The 24,674-nt window shown below is 58.9% G+C and carries 15 protein-coding genes; 7 read left to right on the forward strand and 8 right to left on the reverse strand.

The features are described 5' to 3' along the window. Window positions 1-65 precede the first annotated feature (65 nt). Window positions 66-1,784: a DUF262 domain-containing protein gene (locus ACSG06_RS17460; protein ID WP_440991568.1), complete on the reverse strand. Its 1,719-nt coding sequence runs from the start codon at window positions 1,782-1,784 to the stop codon at window positions 66-68. A gap of 129 nt (window positions 1,785-1,913) precedes the next feature. On the opposite strand from ACSG06_RS17460, the gene ACSG06_RS17465 reads away from it, so the two are divergent. Beyond that, window positions 1,914-4,598 (forward strand): DUF1156 domain-containing protein, encoded by a 2,685-nt coding sequence (locus ACSG06_RS17465; protein ID WP_440991569.1) that lies wholly within the window; start codon window positions 1,914-1,916, stop codon window positions 4,596-4,598. On the opposite strand, the gene ACSG06_RS17470 is transcribed toward ACSG06_RS17465, so the two are convergent. Together ACSG06_RS17470 and ACSG06_RS17475 are read right to left on the reverse strand one after the other, a co-directional pair. Continuing rightward, a complete protein-coding gene (locus ACSG06_RS17470; protein ID WP_440991570.1) occupies window positions 4,595-7,033 on the reverse strand; it encodes an AAA family ATPase in 2,439 nt (812 codons plus the stop codon). The two genes, ACSG06_RS17465 and ACSG06_RS17470, sit on opposite strands and share 4 nt — an antisense overlap. Further along, window positions 7,014-7,208 (reverse strand): hypothetical protein, encoded by a 195-nt coding sequence (locus tag ACSG06_RS17475; protein ID WP_440991571.1) that lies wholly within the window; start codon window positions 7,206-7,208, stop codon window positions 7,014-7,016. Before ACSG06_RS17475 ends, ACSG06_RS17470 begins: the two co-directional genes overlap by 20 nt. Before the next feature lie 236 nt (window positions 7,209-7,444). Here ACSG06_RS17475 and ACSG06_RS17480 point away from each other — a divergent pair, with 236 nt between their 5' ends. Then, window positions 7,445-7,828 (forward strand): DUF8076 family protein, encoded by a 384-nt coding sequence (locus tag ACSG06_RS17480; protein WP_440991572.1) that lies wholly within the window; start codon window positions 7,445-7,447, stop codon window positions 7,826-7,828. A 92-nt stretch (window positions 7,829-7,920) separates the two neighbouring features. On the opposite strand, the gene ACSG06_RS17485 is transcribed toward ACSG06_RS17480, so the two are convergent. Together ACSG06_RS17485 and ACSG06_RS17490 are read right to left on the reverse strand one after the other, a co-directional pair. After that, window positions 7,921-9,675 carry a 5-methylcytosine restriction system specificity protein McrC gene (locus tag ACSG06_RS17485; protein ID WP_440991573.1) on the reverse strand — a complete coding sequence of 585 codons (1,755 nt, stop codon included), beginning with the start codon at window positions 9,673-9,675 and terminating at the stop codon, window positions 7,921-7,923. Further along, window positions 9,668-10,909, reverse strand: a complete 1,242-nt coding sequence (locus tag ACSG06_RS17490; RefSeq protein ID WP_440991574.1) for an AAA family ATPase — start codon at window positions 10,907-10,909, stop codon at window positions 9,668-9,670. The genes ACSG06_RS17485 and ACSG06_RS17490 overlap by 8 nt, the downstream gene beginning before the upstream one ends. A gap of 757 nt (window positions 10,910-11,666) precedes the next feature. On the opposite strand from ACSG06_RS17490, the gene ACSG06_RS17495 reads away from it, so the two are divergent. From ACSG06_RS17495 to ACSG06_RS17505, 3 genes are read left to right on the forward strand one after another with little or no spacing between them, the layout of a single operon-like run. Continuing rightward, entirely contained in the window at window positions 11,667-13,409 is a 1,743-nt protein-coding gene (locus ACSG06_RS17495; protein WP_440991575.1) for a PD-(D/E)XK nuclease family protein, read from the forward strand. Beyond that, entirely contained in the window at window positions 13,402-14,319 is a 918-nt protein-coding gene (locus ACSG06_RS17500; protein WP_440991576.1) for a PD-(D/E)XK nuclease family protein, read from the forward strand. Before ACSG06_RS17495 ends, ACSG06_RS17500 begins: the two co-directional genes overlap by 8 nt. Continuing rightward, entirely contained in the window at window positions 14,312-17,782 is a 3,471-nt protein-coding gene (locus ACSG06_RS17505) for an ATP-dependent helicase (RefSeq protein ID WP_440991577.1), read from the forward strand. Before ACSG06_RS17500 ends, ACSG06_RS17505 begins: the two co-directional genes overlap by 8 nt. 22 nt (window positions 17,783-17,804) lie before the next feature. Here ACSG06_RS17505 and ACSG06_RS17510 read toward each other — a convergent pair whose 3' ends face one another. After that, window positions 17,805-19,985: a vWA domain-containing protein gene (locus ACSG06_RS17510; RefSeq protein ID WP_440991578.1), complete on the reverse strand. Its 2,181-nt coding sequence runs from the start codon at window positions 19,983-19,985 to the stop codon at window positions 17,805-17,807. 240 nt (window positions 19,986-20,225) lie between these two features. Between ACSG06_RS17510 and ACSG06_RS17515 the strand changes: the two genes are divergently transcribed. Beyond that, a complete protein-coding gene (locus tag ACSG06_RS17515; RefSeq protein WP_440991579.1) occupies window positions 20,226-21,788 on the forward strand; it encodes an AAA family ATPase in 1,563 nt (520 codons plus the stop codon). A 9-nt stretch (window positions 21,789-21,797) separates the two neighbouring features. Here the strand turns inward: ACSG06_RS17515 and ACSG06_RS17520 are convergent, their stop codons facing one another. Both ACSG06_RS17520 and ACSG06_RS17525 read right to left on the reverse strand, forming a co-directional pair. Then, window positions 21,798-22,835, reverse strand: a complete 1,038-nt coding sequence (locus ACSG06_RS17520) for a hypothetical protein (RefSeq protein ID WP_440991580.1) — start codon at window positions 22,833-22,835, stop codon at window positions 21,798-21,800. After that, window positions 22,835-23,302 carry a hypothetical protein gene (locus tag ACSG06_RS17525; RefSeq protein ID WP_440991581.1) on the reverse strand — a complete coding sequence of 156 codons (468 nt, stop codon included), beginning with the start codon at window positions 23,300-23,302 and terminating at the stop codon, window positions 22,835-22,837. The genes ACSG06_RS17520 and ACSG06_RS17525 overlap by 1 nt, the downstream gene beginning before the upstream one ends. A 243-nt stretch (window positions 23,303-23,545) precedes the next feature. On the opposite strand from ACSG06_RS17525, the gene ACSG06_RS17530 reads away from it, so the two are divergent. Then, the gene (locus ACSG06_RS17530; RefSeq protein ID WP_440991582.1) at window positions 23,546-24,670 is read left to right on the forward strand and encodes an MBL fold metallo-hydrolase; all 1,125 of its coding nucleotides are present in this window, start codon (window positions 23,546-23,548) and stop codon (window positions 24,668-24,670) included. Window positions 24,671-24,674: the final 4 nt, after the last annotated feature.

Consider the following 24,674-nt stretch of genomic DNA (forward strand, 5'->3'; position numbering starts at 1 on the left):
TCTGAAAATCGAGATCAGCTTCCAGAAGTAGGTCTCAAGAATCAGGCTCCAGCCCGCTGAGGTAGTCAGAGTCTCCAAACTTCTTTGGCGGCAATAGCTGCTAATTCCTCGCTCCTCCCTTCGATTTCGGAAACTCCCCATCGCTCCTTATCTTGGAGCTCATGAGTCATGATAAAGTCAGTCGCCTCTTCCGAGTAGTACTCTTGCTTCTTTTCCAGAGATCGGTTCGAAGCACTGATATTCGGGTCTTCTTCCAGAAGGGTGAGGTTCCCGATTTTATTCTTGAAGTCGTCATGTTCGTCGTCGCTGATATCGAAGGGTTCCAACCAAAGCCTGCTGAGGTTCTTACCGGGGTACGTTGGAAGGATATGCTCTATATGAACTTGATAGCGACTTTCGACGACTTCTTTCCCACCATGTCCGAAGTGGTCCTCCTCAATCTTGCTCAGTATGTACTTTGTCCCATCACTCCGTGAGAAATTCTCCTGTTTGAAGTGCCGCTTGAATTGCTCGTCGTTGGGAAACCTGCCCTCAGATTTCAGATACTCGTCAATGTATTCCAGGGGATCTGTTGACTCGAACGCGTTATGAGATAAGTGATTGAATATCGTGTCGTGCGGACCGGTGTTCCGATCACAGATTTGCCGCCGGATGAGTAGGGCGTTCGACTTCCGAATGACCTCCTTCAATAACTCTACATCGTCCGATTCGGAGAATGCTCTTAGGAAGAACGTGAACGGGGTGATAGAAACAATCTGGGCATCGCGGAGCAGCCGATTGATTTCAGAATTCTCACTGGGACTAAACTGGTCGATGTCCTGTTGGAGCAGTTTACGGAACAGCGACGATTTCTCACGGATGTCTGTGAGCAGTGTCTCGATGTCATCCGCTCCGTCGATTGTTTCGATGAAGGTCGGTTCGTACAGCTTCTTCGTCGTGATCTTTTCGCGAATCTCAAGAACACGTGAAGACATGAAGTATTGCCTGAAGAACGTGACACCTGGGTTATTGACATCCGACACGCTGTCAAGATTCTTGATGATATCTCCCCAGAGGTCCTCCACCCGGTCTTCGTTTGCATTTGCCCGGTCAGAGGCTCTCATCAGAAGGTAGTTCTTCATGAGGTCGATGGGAGACAACGAAAGACCGCGGTTGTTCATGGTCTCGAAAAGCTGGTACGCTTCAGAGTGCCCTTTCGCCGTGATGGATACATAGATGAGCTGGTCGAGAATCCGATCGTGAATCTCCTTTACTTCGTCAAGATCCGCACAGTCCGATTCTAGTCGATCTCGAAAGAACCCATACGCGTTTATTATCTTCCCATTCTCGATTTCGTCGATATAGCCCTTCACCAGACTCTCGTAGCTTTCTCGGTCTAGGTTTCCGAGATTCAGCCGCATTCCCTGTTTCTCCCCATCTCTGTCTACGATCCACAGGTTTTCGTTGATCGACTCCACTCGCTGCTCGACATCGTCCTCTTCATAGGTTTCACGTAGGTGATCCCGAATCGCGCACAGGAGTATCGAAACGGTCGTAATCCGCTGCTGGCCGTCCACGATGTCTATTTCGTTTGTGCCCCCTGCAACGTGGGTTCCGGACATGAAGACGATCGTCCCGAAGAAATGACTTCCATCCGAACCAATCTTCTCCAGGTCACTCCAAAGGTCGGCGAATTGTTCTTCCTCCCATGAGTAGCGCCGCTGATACGATGGGATTCGTAACCGCTCGTTCTGATCGAACAAGTCGCCCATATCCTTTGGGAGGATCTGTTCTGCTATCTGCATACAGACTTCTCATGGAAGTCCCACGAATATAAATCACAGTCGCCGATTCAGTTCGGGCGGCGGTGTACCGCCGGGACTGAACAGCGTAGACTTATGGGCTTGCTCGTTAACATCTGGATATCTCGAATAATGTCTGAAGAGTCAGGGTCTTTGACCGAGGAGCGGACGGAACTCCCGATCGAGCGCGGTTTCCCCATCGAGCGCGTGAACGAAATCGCCGAGAAGGAAGGTCGGGCGAAGATGTACTACCGCCCGATATACACGATGCACAAGTGGTGGGCACGTCGCCTCGGCTGCGTCTTCCGAGCTATCTCACTATACACGCTGCTGGACGACCCGGAGAAGGTCTCGGTGTTCGAGCCGGGTCACGAAGGCAGCACGCTCGCGGCCTATAGCGACGACGTCGACGGCGAGTCAGACCTCGACATCGCGTCACTCCTCGAACGCGTGGACATGACCGACCCGGAGAGCCTCTGGGAGCTCTACCCCAAGGACGTTCGCGTCGAGGACAAGAAGATTCTCGACCCGTTCATGGGCGGCGGCACCTCACTCGTTGAGGCGTCGCGCTTCGGCGCGGAGGTCGTAGGGAACGACTTGAACCCCGTCGCTTGGTTCGTCACGAAGAAGGAACTCGAAGCGGGCCAGACCGACGTCGAAGAGCTTGAAAAAGCCTTCGAGAAGGTGAAGGAGGACGTCGCCGACGAGATCACGCAGTATTACAAGACACCTTGCCCGAACGGTGACCATGATGCCGACGTGATGTACAACTTCTGGGTGAAGGAACTGGACTGCGTCTCCTGTGACTCAGAAGTCTCGCTAACTAATGACTACCGGCTTGGTAAAGGACGGTATAGCGAAGATGATTGTTACAATGTAGTCTGCCCCAAATGTGACTTCGTTAACTTAGTGACAGACTGGCATGAGGAGACTGTTTGTGGAGATTGTGGCAATGGATTCGTTCCGGACCAAGGAACTGTCGGACAGGGGAAATATACTTGTCGTGACTGCGGGCAGAAATATAAGATTGTAGATGCTGTAAAAGAGCAGGACGGCTTCTCTACTCGCCAATATGCGATCGAGTACTATTGTTCGGTGTGCGAACAACAGGGTGCCAACAAGAGTGAATATAAGGGATATAAGCGGGCTGAAGAGGAGGACATCAAACTCTTCAATGAAGCATCCAAACAGTGGGAACACAGAGATGAGCACAAGAAATTTGTACCTAATGAAGAGATTCCGTTAGGTATTTTGTCAGATAGTTCAGCGTTTGAAGGCGGTATCGGCGGTGGACACAATATCCTGCGACAGGGCTACGAAGAATGGACAGATATGTTTAATGAACGCCAGCTCCTTTGTCTATCAAATATTTTAAGTCGGCTCGATGAAATTGAAGACGAGAACATACAAGAGTATTTGATCTTGGCGTTTTCTGAGAGTCTGAACTATAATACGATGTTGACAGATTATAACCCTGGATATAATAAGATTCAACCAATTTTCAAAACAAACGCCTTCAGGCCTCCAGTAAAACCTATAGAAAACAATGTGTGGGGGACTGATGAAGGGTCAGGTACGTTCTCTGCAATGTGGGATATGGTGAAAAACGGAGTTGACTACGCTAATGCACCAACAGACCGTTACGTCACGAATGGAGAAACAAATAAGACTGCAGAATTTGAGCAGACAGTCGGTAGTGCGAGCGAGTTGTTCTGTGGTGACGCCCGAAAGTTGGATTTCAAAGACGAATTTGATGCAGTAATAACTGACCCACCATACTACGACAATGTGATTTACTCCGAATTATCGAATTACTTCTACGTATGGCAGCGTCTGCTATTGAAGGAACGCTACGACTATTTTCAACCTCACGAAACACCAAGAGCAGAGAGTATCGTTGCGAATCCCGCAGAAGGAAAGGGAGCGCCAGAATTTGAATCTGAATTGAAACAGGCATTCAGTTCGATTCATAAAGCTCTGACAGCAGATGGATCACTCACCTTCACGTATCATCACGCAAGCTCAGAGTCTTGGGGAGAACTGCTTGAGGCCCTCTGCGAGGTCGGATTTGAAGTTACTGCGACATATCCACTCACAGCAGACATTAACAAATTCATTGAGGGCGAAGCCGTCTCCTTCGACATCGTCGTCGTCGCCCGTCCCATCGACGACACTGAACCAGCATCGTGGAAATCCCTCCGCCGCGACATCTACCGCACGGCTCGACGCACCCGCAAGCAACTCGAAGAGAACCGCGACCTCTCTCGCGGCGACATCGGCGTGATGGAGATGGGTGCGTGTTTCCGTGAATACTCGAAGCACCATGGAAAGGTCCAGCGCGACGGCAAGATCATGAACGCGAAGGAAGTCGTCCAGGAAATTTACGGCATCATCCAGGAGGCCAGCGACATCGGCGTCGAGGACGTGTTCATCGACCTGCTCGACACCTCGAACGTCTCCTACGATGACGTCAACAAGCTCTGTCGCGGGACGAACGCCACGCCGGAGGAGCTCAAAGAGATGCGCCTGTACAACCAGGACGACGGCTTCGAGCTCGGCACCTGGGACAACGAGAAGCGTCAGGCGTACATCCAAGAGCGTGTCAACGGCGACGGCGGCGACCATCTCTCGAACCTCGACAAGCTTCAGTTCCTCCGCTACCGCTACGAGAAGGGGCAGGCAGTACAGAACTACGTCGAGAAGTGGGATATCGATGACGACCTGCGCGAACTCGCTGGCCGGCTCGCGGACGTGACCGGTGACGAAACGTACACGCGCGTCCTCGGTGACCGAGACATCACGAGTTTCGGAAACTAAGGATCGACCCGAATCGTACAGTTACAGTAGACGTATTCCCCCCTCTTCACCCACGATCCACAGTCCTCGCAGTACAGCAAGTCATAGGCACGCCTGAAAACATCGCGCTCACTTTTTAACTCCTCTCCAGTATAGAACGCCGCTTCGGCATCGTTGTGGTGCACGTTTCGATGCAGCAAATTGAGATGTCGTTCCATATCCTGCTTGAACTTCTCGATTGCCTCGAGATTCGCGTCAATCTGAGTTTGGTCGTACAGCGATTGCGGATAATCCGTCTGCTCGACAACAGTCCCCCCTTCCAGGAGCGATTGGTATTCCGAGAGCGCCGTCGTGAAGAGTCGCCCAATCTGGAGGGACTCGTCTTCCAGTTCGTGGTATGGGACACTAGCTTTCAATGCGGCGCACGACCGCCGCGAGTACCACTCGACAGTCTTCCGAATCCAAGCCGCTGCAGAGGTGACGTCGTCGCGCTCGATTAGATATTCGATCCGCTCCCATGGGTCGGAGATATTCTCTACGGGGAGCGGTCCGCCTCCGAGTGAACACTTCGAGAACCGCACCTGTTTCTGGAATTCGCCCGTGAGATGGAGGTGCCGGTCCCAGGTTTTGTCGTGTGTGGTCAGCAGAATCTGATATCTGTCGGAGATGTCCCCAGCGAGAAGGTTTGCGATGTTCGACCGATGGCCCGAATCGATCGACATCATCACGTCGTCGAGCAACAGGATGTCGATTGCTTCACCACCGACGTCAGACATTGCCAGGAATAACGCCAGGCCCATACTATCCCGATGTCCTTCGCTGTGGACTGCACTGGGATGGTGATGTCCTCGGTCGTAGAACTTTGGCTCGAACTTGACGCCGGTGTCCGTCGGCTCAAGAATCGCCGAGAAGTCCTCAGCTTCGTCGTCTTGATGCATCTCCTCGTAGTACTTTTCGAACTTCTTTCGAATGTCACCGAACGCGTCCGTCAAGACCCGACTCCGGGCATCCAGGAAATGCTGTTTGATGGTCCCGAGAACGTCCTGGACTTCTTCTGCTTCTTCCAGCTCTCGCTCCCTCTCGACGAGTTCCTCATACCGATCGTCTGCTCTTGCCAGTCGGTCGACGTTCTTCGTAGTCGACTTTAGCTCTGGCTTCTCCTCGGCGATCTCCAGCAACCGATGAATTTCTGATTCTATATCATCAGTGAAGACCAAATCATGAACGTCGGGTTCATTGACCAGATCGGTCAACGGCCCGTTGTTGAGTTCCGATTTACACGATTCTGCCCGGACGATTTCTTCGGAAATCCGGGCTGCGGCCTTGGGATAGTCCTCCCGCAATTCGGACCTGAGACTCTCTAAGCTATCCGTGTATCCGACAATTAGTTCATTCACCTCCTTGTAGAGCGATTCCAAGGCTTCCTTTCGGTCTTTTAGATTAGCAGCTTGCTCCCTCCGTTCATCGAGACGCTCAAGAAGATGTTCATCCTCCCAATCAGTCAAACAGAGTGGGCATTCGTTATCGTAGTGATCGAACACCGAAAGCCCGTTCTCAACCAATTCCAGGGTTGCTAGCTCCCGCTCGAGATGCTCCGCTGCTTTTAGCTCGGACGTTAACTCCTGCAACTGGTCGTAGTGTCCCTGGAACTGCGATTGTTGTCCATCGAACTGGTCCGCGACCTGCTCAAGAAGCGAAACGGTCGGCTCACTCTGAAGCGAATCAACTGAGATAACTTCGCCTAACTCGATCCCCTCTGTGAAGTCTTCATCAAGGGAATCGAGCCCTTTGGCTCCATGTTCCTCTCTCAACTCATTCACGCGCTCCAGCGCTCCCGAACGGGTTGAGACGCCTTGCTCGAACAATTCGAAGAACCGCTGATCGGCCTGGCTCTTCTCCTTCTTGAGGGTCTTTATTTCCTCTTTTCTGTGCTTTCGCTCGGCGTACTTCAACGCTTTCCGTTTCTCGTCCATCTTCTCGAGCCCAAATAGCTCGTCGATTCGGTCTCCACGCTCCCCCTCCGGAGCCGTTACGAACCGTAGCAATCGGTCTCGGTCGAGGATAGAATGCCCTAGCGCTGCAGCTTCCATTTGCTCATCCAACCAGTCTGGAATCTCGTTCAGGCCTTCTGGTTCGACCACCTCTGGATTGGTCGGCTCCGACACCAACCGCTTCACCGTCACGTCCTGTTCCCCTTCGTGAGCAAAGGTCCCCTCGACCCACGCCTCATCTGGCTCCGCTTCCATATGCGAGGCGTACTCGGGGAACGGGATGCCCTGAGTTCCACTCCCGCGAAGCCTCGAGATATCTCCGGTGAGAACGAACTCGACCGATTGGATCACTGAACTCTTCCCAGACCCATTCGGGCCAAGGATGCGAACGTTCTCCTTCCCAAATTCTTCTTTCCAATGGGTTATACCGCGAACGTTCTCGATCTCAATCTTCCGAATGTGCACCGCCCACCACCTCCTTTGCGCTCTCGATTACTTCGGTCGCGTCGCTCAGCTCCCCCCTCCGCTCAAGTCGCTCCAGTTCTTCGACGACTTCCGCTGGAATTGAATCGTCGTTTGTGAGCTTCTCGAAGAATGATTCCAAAATCTCGATTTCCAGATTCCTGCCACCTTCGACCATGCTCATCGAAATGATTAGCTGGTAAATAAATCTCATTACTGATTACCATTTTCTCGTTCAGATATCCAACGAGCTCCCACGGATTTGCCAGTCATTCGCTCCAGTCTCGTCGTAGACCGACACCAACTTGGTTTTTTGAGTTCACCCACCCAAATTCTGTGAAAATCCCCGACACCCACGGACCTGAATGGCAAGAACACGCGAACTTTTCACGCTGTAGCACCGTACCTAAGCTGATGGCAGGACCCGGACAGATCCCCGGCCGCTACAATCTCGTCGTCGAGGGAAACTTTGAGACGTTTGACCATCAGATTCCGGTCGAGGAGTTCATAGTTGATTTGAAAGAAGACGATGTCCCTGACAAAGCAAGCGTCGTCGGACTCGGCGAAGCATTCGAAGATGGTGACCTAGCAGCCGAGCTCGCCACAGCAATGGACCAGCGAGCAAACGATCTCGAGTACCAGAGTCCGACAATCCAGTTCGTCGTCGAAGGCTCATTCCATAGGCGGGGGAAGACGTTTGACCTTCGCCAGAACGACGAACTGTATCCCCTCCAGGAGGTCTTCGGTCCGCAACTTGAACGGAAGGAAGAGACTGGATGGCTCATCGCGCCATTCTGAATACGATGAAGCTTGCAGCCAGGATTCCTCCCACCGTACCACGGACCATAGGATAACTCACTTACGACGATTCTTGACTTCGGTGGCCGCCCTCAATAGATGAGTTCCAGCGGGCCTTCCTTCTCGACGTCACCGGTTCCATTGTTCAAGAAGTAGAGGTCGATCAGTTCCTCGCCACCCTCACGACGGAACACAGGAATACAGGTGGTCGTGTACTCGTACCGGTTGTCACAGTGGTTCTCTATGGAGTCTCTCGTCCATTCCCCTTCCTGCTCGAGATCGAAGCGGTTTCGAACGTTGTACGAGTGCTCGTCCGCGGCCGCTTTCACGACGCGGAGAGAGAAATCTCGCTTATCGGTGAAACTGAAAGGCCCACCAGCGTCCCGCGCTTTGTCAAGGTCGCTCTCGTCGACACCATCCAGGCTCAGGCGATTGTTTGCCACCGCCCGGAACGCTTCGAGTTCGGGGTGCTCCTCTGTGAGGATTTCGTGGATATACTCGCTTACTGCTTCGTCGTAGGCTTCTAGCGAGAAGTCGTCCGGTTGGGAGATGATTCGTAATTCGGCTCCGGTCTGCGTCACTGTTCGCGTCTTTGGTTCCAGAAGCGGGCAGAGGAATCCAAGATAATCAGAGTCGAGCAGGTACGCGTAGCTGAACAACCGGGAGCGTGATGGGGACTGCTTCACTGGGTCATGACCCGCCGCGTAGTACTTCGAGTCCAGAACGGCCAGCGTGTCTTGCCCCCGCTCGAGGGCGTGGTCAGGTTGATGATAGATGTCGCTCTCATCCTCGAACGGCTTCACGTTCGGAGCTGATTCAGATGCGACGTCCACGATCTGATCGAGGTGATCGTATGCCTTCACGGCATCCAGTTGTCGGTCGATGACGACCTGCGAGTACTGCTCGAACAGCGACTCCATGTTGAGGACGTAGTCAAGGGTCAACTCCCGCTGGCCATCCTGTAGCTGTCGACCCAGAGAGGACGACACGATCGATTCAGAGATTTCCAGTGCCTTCTGGTAGTAATGTCGTTGTTTCGGCAAGTCGTACAGTGAGAACGTCCGGTACTCTCGCATACGCCGTGCACTACTACTCACACCCAAATCCTCGAGCTTCTGCACCTCGCGATGTACCTGAGAGAAGATATGGTTGTACGCCGGATGAGTGTAGTCCTCGGCGTGCTCTCTGAACAACCTGAGCAGAACTGTTCCTGCGTAATGCAGAAGCGAGTTCGCCGAATTATCGTATTCGACTTCTTTGAGGATGCAGTGAATCTGTGAGCTACCCTCAGCACGGTTCACGAGCGTTTGTTCGACGTCGACCTCGCCGCGGACATCGTCGAGGTCTGCTCGTCTAGTTTCCAGGTCCCTAATGAACCCGTTCCTGTGGATGATGTCGATGCCCTCGAGGTAGTTGATCGCGAGGATCAGAAAGACGTCGGAGAGCTCGATGTCGTCGGCGAGGAAGTTCTCGAGAGGAACGCCGTGGTATTCGAGCGACCGGTTCTTGTCGTAGACCTCGAGTACCATATCGAAAATGTACTCCCAGTCGATCTTTGGATTGATCTGGACCTTGGAAGTCGGAGTCAAGCTGACGACACCAACCACGTCTCTTGCCTCGAGTTTGAGACTCGTGCCATCGACAGTCGCTGTGACGACGGTGTAGTTCCTCTCTTCGTCGAACGCTTCTTGCGTTCGCTCGAAGACGTTAGGGCTGATTCGATCGAACGACGCTCGCTGGAGCTGTTCGCCGATAGAATCCGGGCATTCCTCAATGACGATTTCCCCTCGTTCTGGGATCTCGAACGTTCCATGGTCGAACGAGTAGGAGTCCGCCGAGCTACTCATACGAACCCATCTGACGCTGTTCGGCCTCCAACTCGCGTTTCGCCAGGTCTGCTGCAGGGGTCAAGTCGAACTCTTCGAACTCGTCGTTGAGCGCGCGATAATGGTTCTCGATGCGTTCGATTTGCGGGAATGCAGCCGAGTTGAGCAACCGGGGAATGATGTACGTTCTGAAGGCCTGCCCCACTGCAGCTCTAGAATCGTTGAGATAGAGCTCGGGGTCCTCCGACGCAACCCCCAAGAACTTCGCCACGTCCTCGTAATGCATCGGCCCGAACCGCATAATCGGCCCCTTTGAGGTCTGGTTGTTGCCCTTGTTTATGCCCAGATAATCCATCTCAAACAACTCCAGCAGGCGATCTTCATTGTAATGCGGCGAGCCTCCCGAACCGGACTGGTCGATGTGGCTCTTGATGAACTGCTCGAAGAGCTTTCTTCGACTCTCCTCGCTGTACTCGTCGACCTCAATCATCGCGAACCGACGAGTGATGGCGTTGTCGAGTTCGTTCACCGTACGGTCGGACATATTCATCGTACAGATGATGTTCACGTCATCCGTGAGTGTGATCGGTTCCCCATCGTCCGTTTCGATGAGTTCCTGTTGTGGATTCTCGATGGCAGTGTAGAGCGGACCGAAGATTTTCGAGATGTCTGCTCGAGTAATCTCGTCGAGGATGACGGTGTAGTCGATGTCGTAGTCCCCAGAGCGCTTGATAGCTTCTGACACACACCCCAACTCTGTCTGGTAGTTGAGTCGAGCGCCGGTTAGCTTCGGTCCAATTCCACCAATGATATCCTTCGCGGTCCAGGACGGCGTCGCCGTATTGAGCGAGTACCCCAGACTCTGCTCAAGCGCAAGCTGTTTCGCAAACGTCGTCTTCCCAGTCCCGGTTGGGCCATAGAGGACGACCGGCTTGCCCGCTTCGAGAGCAACCTTCGCGTTCCGGTACACGTCGTCCGGGACCAGGATCTCTCTCGGTGTATTATCGTTCCGAGTAATGACGAGTCGTTTGAGTTCTTCAGAAGCTAGGTCAGATTTGAGGACCGCTCGTCGAACTTGTCCAATTCCTCGCTCACCGTCGTGGACGGTGTCGAGGTTCTGCTCTTTGATGAGGAAGTCGAGAACCTCTTCGTTGGCAGCTTTCTCGATAGCATGGACGACTTTGTTAGAAACTTCTCGAAGGACGCCGAGGTCATCTTTCGCATCGTCGATAGAATAGCCACTTGATTGACTCATTGACTGATAGATATCGCCGACGAAGTAAAAAGGTAGTTGGCCGAAGCGTGTCCGATTCTCGAATACTCGATCCTTTCGGCGAGCGTTACATCTTATTACAGGACCTTTGAACGACTTCGAACGAATCGTGATTTGTAAGTGCATCCGCGCGACCGATATCTTCGTACTTCAGGGAAGGCGAACTAAACTTTGCGCCACTAACTAGTTGACACCGAAGGGGGCACTCACTCATGCCAATTAGTAACTTAACTCGGACAGGATCTATACTATCCGGTCCTAGAAGGCGACCAATTAATGAAATGTTCCGTTAAGGCACAATCTCGAACCGGCACTGGCCCATACAATCATTACGTCGACACAATAACCCGGTACCATGAGCGATGCCCCCGTAGACGATGCACCGAGTCTGGCCGGTGCGTTGCATCTTCATCCGTTTCTGGGAGACACACTGGCGGACTCGGCACCACCGCTGTTTGTCGACCTTGCTGAGGCACATGGGCCGGGCAATATCCTCGTCATCAAACGGTTCCCGACGGGAATCGAGGAACTAAAGTCTGCACTCACGAACGCGGCTGATGGCGTCACAGCACCCGAAATTTCGGGACTGGCCGCCCACAGTCGACGAGTCCTCGAAGAGAGCCCCCACTCATCGCGAGTCCTCGCCCCGGCCGAACAGTCCCTCCTCTTAGAATCATTCGAAGCCCAGTACGACTGGGAGACACCCTATCTGCAGCGTGCGAGCCAGCAGGAGTCCTTCGTGGGGGACCTCGGCCGGTTCGTGGCCGAGGCGACGTGGCAGGGGAGTCGCATCGAAACAGACGACGAGGTCCTCGCCGAGCTCGCGGCGTTCAACAGGTCGTTCCACGAGTGGCTCGGTTCCAACGACCTGCTCGACCCGGGGAACGTCCTCTCGACGGCTATCGGACAGCTCCAGGACGACGAGACCAGACAGCGGATCCAGCGGGAGTTCGACGCCGTACTCGCCCTCGAGTTCGAGGAGTTCACCCCGATCGACCGGGCCTACCTTGCATGGCTAACGCTCGATGTGCCACTCGTCTGTGTCGCCGAGCGGGATAGCGCCATCCAGCGACTCTGGAACGAAGCTGGGCGTATCGAAGATACCGCGCCAGCACTTTCGGTCGTCGACCACACGGACACGACACAGCGGACCCGTCCCGATGCAGTCGCGTCTTTCCTCGCCACCGGCGACCAACCGGGCCCAGCAGACGACGGGCACGTGGCCGTTCTGGAGAGCCCGACGTTCGAGGCACAGGTCCGCCGCATCGCCGACGAGATCGAGCTCCGCCGACGAGCTGACGGCGTCTCCTACGACGAGATAGCGGTGGTGCTGCAGGACTCGAAGGCGCCGATCCCGGAGACGCTTCGACTGCTCCAGAACGCCGGGATACCCGTCACGTCAGCGACCGTCGGCGGGCTCGAACACGACCCGGCCGCCAGGGAGCTGTACGCGCTCGTCTGCTCGTGTACCGACGAGACCGACACCGACAGCGGGTGGTCAGTTGACCGCGCACACACGACCCTCACAGCCAGAATTGAGAACCCGGATTCCGTATCCGAACTACGCGACGGAACGGTCGAGCGAGCCCGGACTGACGGACTCGAAGCGGCGCTGTGGCACTGGATTCTCGAGACCGACCTGAAAGGACGCATCGGGCGCGACGAGACGCCGCTCGATGCGAAGACGCAGTTCGAACACGTTCGCGAGGTCCTCTCGCTCGCGAGCTTCATCGACGACACGGACCTGATCGAGTCGTCCTGGGAGCGGCTCCGCCACGGCCTCGAACGGGAGATGGAGCGCGCAGCGTCGGACCGGGTCGCCGCGGAACTCGAAACCCCCACCGAGGGCGTGCTCGTCGATACCGTGCGGGTCGTGAAGAACACCAGCAAGGACACGGTGTTCATGGTAAACGCCATCGACCGCGACTACCCTGCAGATCCCCGGTTCACCGCACTGTTCCCGACACCGCACCTGGAGCAGCTCGACGCGTACCCGTCCTACACGACGCCGACCGAAGCCGACGTACGAAACACCTTCTCGACGGAGTCCGAGCTGCAGACGCGACCGCTCCACGCCTACTACGCAGCGCTGAGTCGTCGGTTCCTCGCGGTCGGCGCCCGCGCAGCAGCGGACCACCTCTACTTCTGCACGTACCGCGAGGAGGTGGGCGGGACCGGCAGCAACCTCCAGCCGTCGCGCTTCCTCGCGGCTGCAGATGAGGCACTCGGCCCGTTCGAGCGGATACGCCACGACGGAATCCACAGTCACGGGAGCGCCGTCGAGTTCGCTCTCACGCGCTCGGACAGCGCACTCGACGAGATCAGGCGCGCCGGCGTCATCGGTGACCCCGTCGACGTCGAGGACGTTCGCGAGGACTTCGCGACGATCCAGACACTGCTCGAACGGGACCTCCCCGACGAGGTTCGAGAAGCGATTCGAACACGCGTCGACTTCGCGGAGGGGGTGGTCCACCGTGAGTGATGACGTCGTTCGGGTCTCGCCGTCGAGTCTGGCGACCTACGCGACCTGTCCCCGGAAGTTCGAGTACGACAAGGAGTGGTCGGTCGAGTCACCGGAGGAGTCACGGCGGTATCTCGACCGGGGACTCGCCTACCACGGTGCCATCGAGGACACCTGTGCCTGGGTCGCCGAGCAGTCCGACTCACCGACTGACGATGAGATTCAGACATACGCTCACGAGGCCATCGAACGCCGATGGGAGGACCACGCCGACCGCGACGAGTACGCTTCGGACGCCCAGTTCGGCTACGACCGGCAGGTCGCGATCGCGGGGGTGGACGCCTACTTCGCCGAGGACGGCCTCGAACACGCCCGCAATTCGGTCGCCCAGGAGGGCTGGCTCAGCTGTGACCGGGGCGACGTCCACCTGCACGGTCGTGTCGACAACATCGTCCGGACCGACGAGGGGCTCCAGATCATCGACTACAAGGGGAAGCTCTCGGGCATCGTCTCCGGTCGCAGCCACGACAAGATCGAAGCCCACCACGCCGGCGAAGCGTACCACTCCGATATCCTGAAGAGCGTCTTCCAGGCCGCCACGTACATCGAGGGCGCGAAGGCGACGGACTACTACGAGCCGGGCATGGACGTCGAGTTCACGTTCTACGGTGTCCTCTACAGCGTCGACCGGACACCCGGACAGGACGGACTCACGGTCACGGTCGACGGGAAGTCCCGTGATGTCGGCTGGATCTACGAGGCCGACGAGGATACCATCTGGTCGCTCATCGAGGACTGCTACACCGGCATCGTCGAGGGGAAGTACACACCAGAGCCGTGGGAAGCCATCCAGGAGAACGCGTGTGGCGACTGTGCGTACCAGGGTATGTGTGGCGACTACATCGGCGCCGAGGTGAGCCTCGATGACTGACGCCCCCGACTCGGCGGACCAGCGCCCGGAGCCCCGGGACGCACAGCAGGACATCATCCAGAGCGACGCCTACCCGATGCGCGTCCGAGCTGGCGCTGGCACCGGGAAGACGTTCACGATGGTCCGCAAGGTCCAGCGACTCATCGAGAACGGCACGCCACCGGACCGCATCCTCGCGCTGACGTTCACGAACAAGGCCGCCGATTCGATGCGGGAGAAACTCGTCGAGACCGTCGGCGAACAGGGCTACGACATCGAGGCGTACACCTACCACGCCATCTGCCACGAGCTCCTGCAGGAGTTCGCGTACCACGCCGACCTCGACCCGCGGTACGACATCGCGACCGACGCAGACCGGTTCGCACTCAGCTACGAGGTCCTCGACGAGATGCCCTACCGGTTCACGAACCCTGACGTGTACGAGGGCGTGGACTACGCGAGCGGGGCCTCGGACCGGATCCTGCAGTTCATCCCCGCGATGAAGCGCGCCGGAATCACGCCCGACGACGTCGACGCGTACCTCCCGAGCGTCGAGCGCCTGTTCGAACTCGGGGAGCTGACCGAGCAGATCCACGAGGCTGCGGACGAACATCTGAAAGTCCGCTGGCAGAAGGTCACCGAGGACCGCCTCGACGAGATGATCGACAACCTCGGCGAGATGGAACGGAGACTCGCAGCGCTCCGCACCGACCTGCACGACGAGGGGATGGAGGCGCACGTGGCGGCGTATCTCGACGTGATGACCGAGACGTGCGTGTCGTTGGCGGCGTTCCTGAACTCGAACCGAACCGCGGTTCTCGACGGCGACCTCACGTACAGCTTCAAACTCCCCGCCCATCTGTTCGGCCAGTACAGCAGCGCCCCGAAAGGGATGCCCTCGCTCGACTACTCGCTCCCCGAGAAACTCGACGAGTTCGTCGAGCGCGGGCAGGTCCTCTCCGACCTCGTTCCCGGCTACAGGGCCTACGAATCTCGACTCGACGAGGAGAACCTGCTCGACTTCAACGACCTCGTGCTCGCGGCGGTCGACCTGCTCGAAGACGACACGGTCGCCGGCTGGCTGGGGGAGCGCTACGACTACATCTTCTGTGACGAGTACCAGGACACCGACACCGTCCAGTTCGAGCTCGTCCAGCAGCTCGCTGCCGAAGCCGACCTCTTCGTCGTCGGTGACGACGACCAGGCGATCTACGAGTGGCGTGGGGCGAACGTCGAGAACATCGGTCCACGACTCGACGACGCCTACCCGGACCTTCACGACCGGACACTCGAGGAGAACTTCCGCTCGCGCCAGCCGATCCTCGACCTCGCGAACAACGCGCTCTCGCACCTGGATGCCCGGGGAAGCGACAAGGAACTCACCGCGGTCGGTGACGCAGCAGCCGCCGAGACCGGGGTCTTCACGCTCGATGCCGAAGAGGAGCCCGAGGACGAAGCAGCCCAGATCACGAACACGCTCGCTCGGCTCATCGACGGCGAGAACCAGATCGCGGACACGGCGTACAGCCCTGGCGACATCGCGATTCTCGTGCGCAAGAAGCGTCACGCGCGTCCGATCGCCGACGAACTCTCCGCAGCGGGAATCCCGTACGAACTCGGCGGCGACCTCGCATCCGAGGCACCGGGCGTCGAGACCGTCGTTTCCGCACTCAAGGCGCTCGCGAACCCACGCGACGAGGTCGCACTCAACCGAGTCCTCGCGATGCGGTACCGGATCTGTCGGGATGACCTCGAACGACTGAACACCCACGAACTACCGGGAACCAACCCCGACGAGGATACGCCCCTCAAGGAGTCGCTCCTCGAGATCTCGCTCGATGAGCTCGCCGAACCCGACCGTGTCGAGACGGCGCGCGAGCAACTCGACGACCTCTGGACGAATCGGGACACCTACTCGCTGTCCCGTCTCTACCAGGAGCTGAAGTCGACGATGCGCATCGAGTGGTTCCTCTCCGAGCAGGAGCGCCGCGACCTGCGGGCCCTCGACGAGGTCGTGAGCTCGTTCGAGGAGGGTGCTGTCGAGCCCGAACTCTCGGGTCGGTTCGTCGAGTTCCTCGACCAGCACGACATCATCACGGAGGTCTCCGACCGCGAGATGGAGGACCAGCCCGAGGCACAGGACGCAGCCGTCTCGATCATGACGATCCACAAGAGCAAGGGGCTCGAGTTCCCCGTCGTCGTCCTGCCACAGCTCCGTGCCGGCGAGTGGGAGCCCCAGGCTCGAACGTACGACGTCGTCGAACACGTCCTCGATGGTGGCAGCCCGTTCGACCACGACTTCGCCGAGCGCGACGAACAGGAGGCTCGCCGACTGCTCCACGTCGGTATCACCCGTGCCGAGGAGCTCTCCATCCTCAGCGGCCGGGTCGACGACGACGCCACCGACGCGGTCGGCGACGAAACCGTGCCGCCAGCGACCGTCGCCGACCTCCTCCCACCGACCGTCCCGTGGCCGGTCGACGGCGTATCGTTCCCGATCTGGGAGACGATCCAGGAGAGTCTGCCGCCGACGGCTGTCGACGGGACCGACACCCTCGCTGCTCCTGTCGACGTGACCGAACGGGTCGCAGCGGTCGACGAAGACCACCAGCTCGGACGATCGGCCGGCCAAGCACGCGTGCTGGGCCTCGCGAGGCAGGCGCTCGACGGTGCGCTCGATCCTGCACTGGCCGACGAGCTCCCCGCCGACATCCTCGGCGAACCAGCGGCTGCGACACTCCATCGTCGCCACAGTTACACGTCACTGGACACGTTCGAAACGTGCGAACGACGCCACTATCTCAGCCACGTCGTCAGAGCGTTCGACGACCCGCCGACGAGCGAGTCCGACGGCGCAGCACGGAGTGGCCCGAGCCAACGCAAGATCGGCATCCTGTTCCACGACACGGCGGAACGAGCCGCCGACCGCGGATACACGAGCAAAGCCGAGTGGCTGGCGCTCGCAGACCGCCTCGCGACGATGCGTGGAGAAGGCGCCGTACTCCCCGCGGTCGAGGCGTGCATCGAGCGGTTCTTCGACACCGAGGCGAGTGGGTGGGAGATACTGGCCGCCGAACGTGGCTTCGAGCTGACGTTCGACGACGAGACCGTCGTGGGGATGATCGACGCTCTCTGTCGGACCCCCGACGGCGAGCTGGTGGTGCTGGACTACAAGGCGACCCAGACGGAGCGCTCGCTCGACGACGACCTCCAGCTCCCGCTCTACCTGCTCGCCTGTGAGCAGCTGTTCGAGGAGCCAGTCCGAACCGCCGGCTATGCGTACGTCGGAGCGCAGGGCCCGAGAATCGACCTGCGGGAGTTCTCCGACCGGGAACTCGACCGGGTGAGAACAGCGCTCTCGGACCGTCTCGCGTCGGCCGCCGAGAGTTCCTTCGAGAGGTACACCGCTGGAGAACACTGCAGGTACTGCCCCCACAGGAGTCTCTCCTGTAGCGACGAGGCAGCCGTCGACGTCTCTCGTTGAGGTCCGCGAGACGGCGGAGGGCTCACCGTCGCTCCGGCTGCTTCTGACTGAGGGTTTCGAGCAGGTGGAGCTCCCGTTGGAGTGTGCTATCCCCGAGCGCCTCCTTCTCTGCACCGAGATAACCGTGGAGCGAATCGAAGCGATCTGCATACTCCGTGGGAACGACCAGCGGAACCGACTCCCGTTCGTGGTCGCCACGTCTGGCCGGCAGCAACCAGTCGTCGACACCCTCGGAACCGTTCGCACGCTCGTGGACATGCCGAGTCCATTCGCGAAGTTCTCGTGCGTACCGGGCCAGTGCGATCGCCTTTCTGATGCCGTCGTGTCCGTAGGTTCCAGCTTCAGCGGGGACGTCGACACTCACGGATTCCTGATACTCCGAACCGTCGCGTTCGGTCCACGAGACGACGAGGTCGAGATCGGTGTTCGGCACCGTTCGGTCGACTTCGACGAGGACGATGCCGCCTCTGGCCTCGCCGTCCTCCTTCGCCGAGGGGAACAGCGTTTCGACGTGCATCAGTTGCCCCGAGGAACCATCCGTAGACGGTGACCCGTGGACGTCTGTCACCGCGTAGCCCTCGCCGACAAGTTCTAGCTCCAGGTCGTAGACCAGTGGCGTCACCATGTAGTCGAACTCGTCGCCGAGTCGCTCCTCGAACTCCTGTCCTGACTGGACGAAGTAGTGGTTGGCTCCCCTGATTCCTGACAGTGTGTCAGCGAGCGCCGCGTTCGCGTCGATACCCATCCCGACGAACGTCGTGTGTATCCCGGTGGATGCGGCGTCTTCGAACAGTTTTGTGAGGGAGTCCCCGCTCGTGGTGCCGGTGTTCGGCATCATATCGGTCATGAAGACGACGCGCTGCTCGACATCAGCCTCGTCGGACTGTCCATCCTGTGCATCCTCGACCAGCAGATCGATGGCGGCTTCGAACCCATCAGCGAGGTTCGTACTCCCCCCGGCCGCGATGTCGCGGATGTGTCGGCGGATTGCGTCCATGTCCGTCGAGCCGACGTCGCGGAGTGGTTTCGCGACGTGCGCTCGATGATTGTACAGCACGACACCGAGTCGGTCGTCCTCGCGAAGTCGTTCCGTCAGCGCACAGAGCGACTCCATCGCGGCTTCCAGCTTGGTCTGGGACCCACTCTCCGTTTCGCGCTTCCGATCGTGTTCGTCGTAGTAGTAGGAGTCGAACTGGCTGTTCATCGACCCCGAGACGTCGAGCACCGTGACGATGTCCAGCTGGGGTCGCTCGAAGTCCTCGAGAGCGAGCGTCGAATCCAGGCCCACGGTGAGGAACTGGTCGGTCTCTCCGGTGAGTGGATTCTCGCTCGCGGCAGCCGCATACCGGGGCGCGAAGAGCGCGTCCGATCCGGTCCGTTCCCCTGTTTCGAAGTAGTAGTCGTAGAAGAGGCCTTCGGTGGTGATCGATTCTGGCTGGGGTGTGTAGCCGTTGGCGACGTTCTCGCGGAAGTTACTCACGTCTTTCGCTCCCCCCGTCGCCAGTCCGACGGTCTCAGGCGCCCCCCGGCTCATATTCGGAGCACGAACGGGACTCTCGTTTGCGATTGGCTCAGTCGGTTCGTCCCGACTCTCGTGCAGCTCCCGGGAGTCGACAGTTCGTCCGCATGCCGAACAGACGTAGTCGGGTGCCTTGGTGACCGACCCACTCCGCCGGTCGACCGACATCGGCTGCCAGTCGTCAACGGCATCCGTGTCCCGTTCCGCGAGGGACACGGTAGTCTGCTCGTCGATGATGCCGAAGAGCTGCGTCACCCCCAGTGGCGAGGCGGCGTCGGTGATCGTGGTGTCGATAGCATCAGCGGTGACGCCGCGTCGAAGCGTCCCCCCACATGAAGGGCATTCCTCTGCCGGATCTCTCCCCGGTCCAACTGGTGCGCTGCCGAGAAGTCCGGTGAGTCTGTAGCTGACTCCCGTCCGAAGTCCTCCGAGATCCCCCCTCTCCGGCGAGCTGAAGATCGCGAACCGTCTGCCGGTGTCGTCTTCGACCAGTAGCCGACAGACGCGGCTCGCACCGCTGTCGAGCGCTCGTCGTGAGATGAACTCGACGGTGATGTCGACTCGTTCCCCCTCGTTCAGATCTGAATATGTCGCGTTCATCTGTTCTGAAGTGCCGTCTTCCCCCCAGACAGCCAGTGGGTGGCCGGACCCAACCTGACAACACACCGCGACGATTATCGACATCGCAGTGTTCCTTTCCCGGCCACCGCAGTCAATAATGTGTACCAAGATGTATTAAATACTTCGGCAAAACTCGTCTTCTAGTCTATTATCTCGTTGAAACAGACTTCTTGACGGTGAATATTCCTGCTCACCGTGCTCCTGACCGCACATTGGTCGAGATAAGTGCGACCCAACAACCGCTCTATCGAGCAAAAGATCCCCGAAAAAACCATTGGGATGGGCTCTGATACTCCGATATCGATGTCACTCGACGCCCGCGATCCCCTGGTTCAATCCCTCCACGATCACAATCCGTGGTGGGAACAGGGTGCTGCCGCATTTTCACTCCCTGCGCGGCAGAAAAGCGACTTCTACCATCTCGTCAGGCCGAACCGGTCCGGGAGCCAGTTCGAAGACCAACCGCTGCTGGGACTGGTCGGACGGCGCGGCGCGGGGAAGACGACCCTGTGCAAGCAGTTCATCCATCACCGAATCGAGTCCGGTGCCAGGCCCGAACGCTTCCTCTATCTCCCGTTCGATTCGAACCCACTCTATCAGCTCCAGTCGGACGAGCAACTCCGCCGTGCAGTCCGCTATTACGAGAGCCGAGTCCTCGGGCGGCTCGATTCACCTGCTCCACACTTCATCGTCCTCGACGACGTCCACCAGATCGAACATCCCGGAAAACCGACCATCGACGGTTGGGGAACACCGGTCGTGGATATCCTCGACGACACGGCCGAACGTTACGTTGTTGTGACGGCGAGTGCGGAGGTTCAGGTCGAACGTGAACTGGAGAGAGCTGACTTTCCAGCGGCCCGATACGACACGCAGCCCATCCTCCCAGAGAAGTTCCGTGACTACCTCTTCACGCTCTACCCCGACCTCGAGGAGTCCGACCGCCGGGTGAGTCCGACCTCGATCCGTACCGGGGAGCACAGCCTCCCGGCCACTCTCGATAGTGGTGAGGTCGACCCGCTGCTCGACGAGCTTCGCGGGAAGTACGCACAGATCGAAGACGTCGAACCCCGTATCCAGTCCAAGGTCGTGGATTTCCTGGCCATGGGTGGGACGATAAGCTACGAGCACGAGGGAGTCATCGATTCCGCATCGGAGCTCTCGACGAGCGACTACTCACGCCTGCGGGAGGAGGTCCGAGATGCGCTTTATCAGGAGGTCCCGGGGTTCGAGTCCATCAAGACGATCGCGGATCTCGAACGTCTCTGTGCACTTGCTGCTGCCAATCGCGGCACCGAACCGATACGATACCAGGAGCTCGTCGAACTGTTCGATGTCGACCGGCGGACCATCGCTGACAGTTACCTCCCGGCTCTCGCGGACCTGTATCTGTTGACCGGTGTTACGGAGTACGACAACGCCCGTCCACGGTCGGTCAGGCTCTATCTGCGAGACACAGGTCTCCTGACCGCACTTGCCGACGGGAACGCCGAGCGGGCTCTGAGTGATTTCGGACGGGAGGCCGACCTCGCTCGTGTCGCCGGGTTCGACCACAGTATGCGGTTCACCTACGGAGTCAATGCCGCTCAGGGATCGGAGACGGACCCCTCCGTTCAGTTCTGGCGAGGGAGAGAGGGTGTGGTCGATTTCGTCCTCGATATCGACGACACGCCGGTGCCCGTTGCGCTCGCATATCGACCACCGATCGACGATTCGCTCGACGTGTTATCCGAGTTCCTCGACGAGTACGAGGTTCCAGTCGGGTTCCTCCTGACCGGGGATACAGTCCCGACCGAGGACCCGATCACGCTCCAGCGAGACCGCATCATCCAGCTTCCCTATTGGTTCTACCTGCTGCTGTGTTGAAGCCGACTCTCAGTCTGTGGCGTCCAGGATCCGCAGATCTCGTTCCAGTCGCGGCTCGATCTTCGGACTTCGGCAGTCGACCTCGAGCTGTTCGTGCTGCCAGTGTCGGCCGTCTTTCCCGTTCCAGACACCGTACAGCGTGACCTTCGGGAGCGTGATGACGCCGAACAGCACTGCGAGGTGGTACAGCAGTTCACAGGCGTCGGTCCAGGTTCCAGTCGCCTTCCGTGGCATGTCGAGCGGGAACTCCACGTGCTGAGCGGGCACCCCCGCGTCGGTCGCCCGGGTGATGAAGCCGCGGTCGTTGCTCAGAAGGACTGCTGTCTTGCGGCTCTCCCCGTTGAACCGCTCGTACGCGTCGACGATGGCCTGGTCTCCGGTGCCCGATTCGACGATGTCGACCGTTCGGTTCGTCCGGAGGCGCCGATACTCGTACAATCCCATGAACCCCTCGCGGTTGCTCCCGGCCGGCTGATTGTCGAGGCGCTCGAACTCCGTCCCGAAGGCGGCGGTGAGTTCGTGCGTGTTGTACTGCTTGTAGTGCCAGTCGAGTTCCTCCTTCACACCCGTCGCGAGTGCGTAGCCGTTCGTCGGGGCCCGGTCCTTCTCGTCGGGCTCACCGGTTCTGCTGTCGACACCGAGTATCTCGGGGAGTCGCCACGGCATGACGTTCGTATCGAGTCCGAGCACGACGGGGCCATGGCCGGCCTCGAGGTCGGAGTACCCATGACGGTCGAAGAACGCGTCTATCTCGTCCCGGTTTTCGAGGTCGACCAGCGAACTCGCGACGGCGGCACGGGTATAGGTCTCCGCGTCCGGGAGGTCGTCGTGCGCGGATTCGCCGTGCTTCGCAGGAATCGCCTCCCGGTTCTCCTGGTAGGTGAACGAGCCCTGGGTGAACCGGACCGTCACCTGGCCATCTCGCTCGAGTTCGATCCTGACGAGTTCGCCGATGTCACTGGATGGGTGCTCGACCGCTATCGAGTCCACGCCTTCGTCGTACAGTGCGTTCAGCAGCACGGTCAGTCGCTGGCGGCCGACCTCCATCACAGAACCTCCGTGAAGTCGATCAGGTCGGTGGCGGTCCGTGGAATCTCGGGGTAGTACTGACCGTAGTACCCGCCGGCCTTCCGATGGAAGTAGTAGACGTGGTCCGCGCCGAACTGGATACCTGCTTGAAACGCGATCGCGGACATGAACTTCCGTCCCGGAGTGACGTCGATGGCTACCTCGTCGTCGGCTGGCGAACCCTCCACCTGGTCCCGGTAGAAAGCCACGATGCTCTCGAAATCGGTCTCGGTCGTCAGTTCGTGGACCGCGATCTCGGCATCTCCTCCGTATGCCGCGATGACTTCGCTCATCAACGCCTTCGCTTCGGCGACGTGTTCCATGACTGGCGGATTGGACAGGATACGAACCTCGTCCGGTACGTACCCCCGGTCACACGCTGCAGTGACCGGATTCAGTATCCCGGGCGTCGTCGGGGTCCCGCAGGTAACCCATCGTCGTGTCATATCGCATACTCGCCATCGGTGGCCAAAATCCTACTGGCGGCTCACTGACCGTTCGTATCGAGTCGCGTTCACGGTCCCCACCGACACGAGGTGGCTGGAAACCTGCAGGGACGACAGTTCGTAGCGAGGCGAGTATCCGCTTCGAGAGACCGCCTCGACCTCTACCGACGGTGAGCAAGAAACCCTCGTTCGAACTGCCTTGGGACCACATTTAACCCCCGCCATTGCATGCTTTTGGACGTAATGAGCAATACCGATATCGAGGCAGCCGAGGTCGCCCGACGGCTGGTCGAGGAGGATGCGGAGGCGCCGTTCGTCCTTGACGTCCGCAACGAGGACGACTACGAGGAGTGGCAGATCCCCGAGAGCACGAACCTCCCGGTGTACGACCAGTTGCTGGAGTACGACTACTCCGGACTGGAGGACCACCTCGACGAACTACCCGAGGACGAGGAGATCGCCGTCGTCTGTGTCGCCGGTGTCACGTCGGCCCGTGCCGCCGACTTCCTGCGCAATCACGGCTACGACGCGAAGTCGGTTCCGGACGGGATGAACGACTGGGGACGGCTCCACCGCGAGTACGACGTCGAGGGTGTCGACGGCGTCCGACAGGTGGTACGGCCCGGGACCGGGTGTGTCTCGTACCTCGTGCACGACGACGAGGAAGCCGTCGTGGTCGACCCCAGCCAGTACGTCGACAGGTACCTGTCCGTGGCGGACGACCACGACCTGGACATCGTCGGCGTCGCCGACACGCACGCACACGCCGACCACGTCTCCGGCGCTCGCCGACTCGCCGGCGAGCTGGACGTCCCGTACTACCTCCACGGCGAGGATGGCGGCGAGCTGGACGAGATCACCGAGGTCGAGGACGGCGATTCGATCTCCGTGGGGGACAGGTCGCTCGACGTCCGGTTCACGCCCGGACACACGCCCGGCAGCGTCTCGTTCCGCTTCGGCGACGCACTCCTCTCGGGGGACACCCTGTTCCTCCGGAGCGTCGGCCGACCCGACCTCGAGGACGGCAGCGAGGACGCGGTCCGCGAGGCCGCTGGCCGGCTGTTCGACAGCCTCGACGAGCTCACCGACCTGCCGGACGGCACGGTCGTGCTGCCGGGGCACTTCAGCGACGAGGAGCTTCGCCCGCTGGCGACCGAACTCGGCGAACTGGAGGCGGAGACGACGAACGAACTGCTGAGCGACGTCGAGGACGACGACGAGCAGGCGTTCGTCGAGACCATCGTCGAGAGCCTCTCGGACGAGCCCGCGAACTACAACGAGATCAAGCAGATCAACTGGGGCAAGGAACAGCCCGGCGGTGACGTCGAGCGCCTCGAACTCGGTCCAAACAACTGTGCGGCCAACTGACTCG

The organism is Haloarchaeobius baliensis, from assembly GCF_052060055.1.
GTDB classification, from domain to species: Archaea; Halobacteriota; Halobacteria; order Halobacteriales; family Natrialbaceae; genus Haloarchaeobius; species Haloarchaeobius baliensis.